This is a genomic window from Variovorax sp. 01T439_2 (assembly GCF_056398445.1).
Window position 1 is genome coordinate 1 of record NZ_JBFTPJ010000692.1, and the last position, 3,175, is coordinate 3,175.

The 3,175-nt window shown below is 64.7% G+C and carries 4 protein-coding genes; all 4 read right to left on the bottom strand.

The window, feature by feature from the left end:
- Nucleotides 1-136 precede the first annotated feature (136 nt).
- Nucleotides 137-685, bottom strand: a complete 549-nt coding sequence (rfbC, locus tag AC1DOC_RS26030) for a dTDP-4-dehydrorhamnose 3,5-epimerase (protein ID WP_478079153.1) — start codon at nucleotides 683-685, stop codon at nucleotides 137-139.
- The gene (gene rfbA, locus AC1DOC_RS26035; RefSeq protein ID WP_478079152.1) at nucleotides 682-1,581 is read right to left on the bottom strand and encodes a glucose-1-phosphate thymidylyltransferase RfbA; all 900 of its coding nucleotides are present in this window, start codon (nucleotides 1,579-1,581) and stop codon (nucleotides 682-684) included. Before rfbA ends, rfbC begins: the two co-directional genes overlap by 4 nt.
- A 50-nt stretch (nucleotides 1,582-1,631) precedes the next feature.
- The gene (gene rfbD, locus AC1DOC_RS26040; RefSeq protein ID WP_478079151.1) at nucleotides 1,632-2,522 is read right to left on the bottom strand and encodes a dTDP-4-dehydrorhamnose reductase; all 891 of its coding nucleotides are present in this window, start codon (nucleotides 2,520-2,522) and stop codon (nucleotides 1,632-1,634) included.
- A partial coding sequence (locus AC1DOC_RS26045) for a dTDP-glucose 4,6-dehydratase (protein WP_478130779.1) occupies nucleotides 2,519-3,175 on the bottom strand: 657 nt, incomplete at its 5' end. The genes AC1DOC_RS26045 and rfbD, both read right to left, overlap by 4 nt.

Consider the following 3,175-nt stretch of genomic DNA (forward strand, 5'->3'; position numbering starts at 1 on the left):
AATCAACGCAGGCTCTCTGGAGCATCTCAGCTTGCTCGCCGGAGCACGCCAACAGCGAGGCCTCAGTGCCCAACTACTTCGCCAATTCAAGAATGTTCAACTATGACTTGAACTGAGGCAGCCACTTGTGCGGCCGTCAGCTGAATACTTCAGCGCTCCCAAAGGCAGAACCCGCTTGGTCTTTGGCGGATAGCTGAGGCGCCATACCGATGGCTGGCCATCGGATATTCAAGGCAGCATCATTCCAGACAATGCTGCGCTCATGCGCCGGCGCGTAGTAGTCGGTGGTCTTGTACAAGAACTCCGCCGTCTCGCTCAGCACCAAAAACCCGTGCGCAAACCCCTCAGGCACCCACAACTGCCTATGGTTGTCCTCGCTGAGCTCCACCCCCACCCATTTCCCAAACGTCGGCGACGATTTGCGGATGTCCACCGCCACATCGAACACCGCGCCGCGCACCACGCGCACCAGCTTGCCCTGGGGCTGCTGGATCTGATAGTGCAAGCCGCGCAGCACGCCCTTGGCCGAGCGCGAATGGTTGTCCTGCACGAACTCCACATGCCGCCCGACCGCCTCATCGAACGCCTTGCCGTTGAAGCTCTCGTAGAAGAAGCCGCGCGCATCGCCGAAGACCTTCGGCTCGATGACCAGCACTTCAGGAATCGCGGTAGGTGTTGCCTTCACGAGCGCACCTCCTCCGCCAGCAAATGGTTCAGATATTTGCCGTAGCCGTTCTTTTGCAGCGGCACGGCAAGCTTTGCCAATTGCTCGCGATCGATGAATCCATTGCGCCACGCAATCTCTTCAGGACACGCAATCTTGAGCCCTTGCCGATGCTCCAGGGTCTGGATGAACTGCGCGGCCTCCAGCAGGCTCTCGTGCGTGCCGGTATCCAGCCAGGCATAGCCGCGCTGCATGATCTGCACGTTCAGCTGGTCCAGGTCGAGGTAGGCCTGGTTGACCGCCGTGATCTCCAGTTCGCCGCGCGCGCTGGGCTTCACGGCCTTGGCGATCTCGACCACCTGGTTGTCGTAGAAGTACAGGCCCGTGACGGCGTAGCTGCTCTTGGGCTTGACCGGCTTCTCCTCGATGCTGCTGGCCTTGCCCTTGTCGTCGAAGGCCACCACGCCATAGCGCTCAGGGTCGTGCACGTGGTAGGCGAAGACGGTGGCGCCAGATTGCTTCGAGTCAGCATCGGCCAGCAGGTGTGCAAAGTCGTGGCCGTAGAAGATGTTGTCGCCCAGCACCAGCGCGCTCGGATCGTTTCCAACGAATTTGTCGCCGATGATGAAGGCCTGAGCGAGGCCGTCAGGGCTGGGCTGCACCGCGTACTGCAGGTTGATGCCCCACTGGCTGCCATCGCCCAGCAGTTGCTGGAAGCGCGGCGTGTCCTGCGGCGTGCTGATGATCAGGATGTCGCGCATGCCGCCGAGCATCAGCGTGCTGAGCGGGTAGTAGATCATTGGCTTGTCGTACACCGGCAGCAGCTGCTTGCTGAGCGCGAGGGTGGCGGGGTGCAGCCGGGTGCCGGAGCCGCCGGCCAGGATGATGCCTTTGCGTTGCGTGGTCTTCGTGGTCATTGTGTTGTTCTCCGCTTCTTGCTTGCGTGGGTCGCTTGTTCTGCCGCCTGTCAAAGGGTCTCGCGCAGCATGCGGGCCACGCCCTGTTGCCAGTGCGGTAGCACCAGGCCGAAGGTGGCCTGCAGCTTGCGCGTGTCCAGGCGCGAGTTGGCGGGACGTGTCGCGGGCGTGGGGAAGGCGCTGGTGGGCACGGGGTCGACCGCTTCCGGTCCCGCCTTGAGTTCGACGCCGGCCGCCTTGGCCTGCTCGATCACGAAGCGCGCATAGCCGTGCCAGGTGGTCTCGCCGCCGGCCACCGCGTGGTAGAGCCCGGCCTTGGCCGGGTCCTGCAGGGTGGCGCGGATGGCATGCGCCGTGACGTCGGCCAGCAGCTCGGCGCCGGTGGGCGCGCCGAACTGGTCGTTGATGACGGTCAGGCGGTCGCGCTCCTTGGCGATGCGCAGCATGGTCTTGGCAAAGTTGCCGCCGCGCGCGGCATAGACCCAGCTGGTTCGGAAGATCAGGTGCCTGGCGCAATGCTTGGCCACCAGTTGCTCGCCTTCGAGCTTGGTGCGGCCATACACGCTGAGCGGGCCGGTGGCGTCGTCTTCTTTCCAGGGCGTGCTGCCGCTGCCGTCGAAGACGTAGTCGGTGGAGTAGTGCACCATGAGCGCGCCGATCTGCTGCGCGGCCTCGGCCACCACGCCGGGCGAGGTGGCGTTGAGCTTGCGCGCGAACTCGGGCTCGCTCTCGGCCTTGTCGACGGCGGTGTGGGCCGCGGCATTGACGATGACGTCGGGGCGCACTTTCAGCACCGTTTCGGCCAGTTGTTCGGGGCGGCTGAAGTCGGCGTGGAAGTCGGTGCTGTCGAAGTCGAGCGCGATCAGCTCGCCCAGCGGCGCGAGGCTGCGCTGCAGCTCCCAGCCGACCTGGCCGCCCTTGCCCAGCAGCAGCAGCTTCATGCCGCAGCCTTGGCCGCGGGTGCGGCGTCGTATTGCTTCTCGACCCATTCGCGGTAGGCGCCGCTTTGCACGTTGCGCACCCATTCGCCATGGGCCAGGTACCACTCGACGGTCTTGCGGATGCCGCTGTCGAAGGTTTCGGCGGGCTTCCAGCCGAGTTCGCGCTCGAGCTTGCGCGCGTCGATGGCGTAGCGCCGATCGTGGCCGGGGCGGTCGGTGACGTAGCTGATCTGCTCTTTGTAAGGCTTGCCGTCGGCGCGCGGGCGCAGTTCGTCGAGCAGCGCGCAGACGGTGTTGACGATCTCGATGTTGGGCTTCTCGTTCCAGCCGCCGACGTTGTAGGTCTCGCCGAGCTGGCCGGCTTCGAGCACGCGGCGGATGGCGCTGCAGTGGTCCTTCACGTAGAGCCAGTCGCGCACCTGCATGCCGTCGCCATATACGGGCAGCGGCTTGCCGGCCAAGGYGTTGACGATCATCAGCGGGATGAGCTTCTCGGGGAAGTGGAAGGGCCCGTAGTTGTTGGAGCAGTTGGTGGTGAGCACCGGCAGCCCGTAGGTGTGGTGCCAGGCGCGCACGAGGTGGTCGCTGGCGGCCTTGCTGGCCGAGTAGGGGCTGTTGGGCTCGTACTTGTTCTCTTCGGTGAAGGCGGGGTC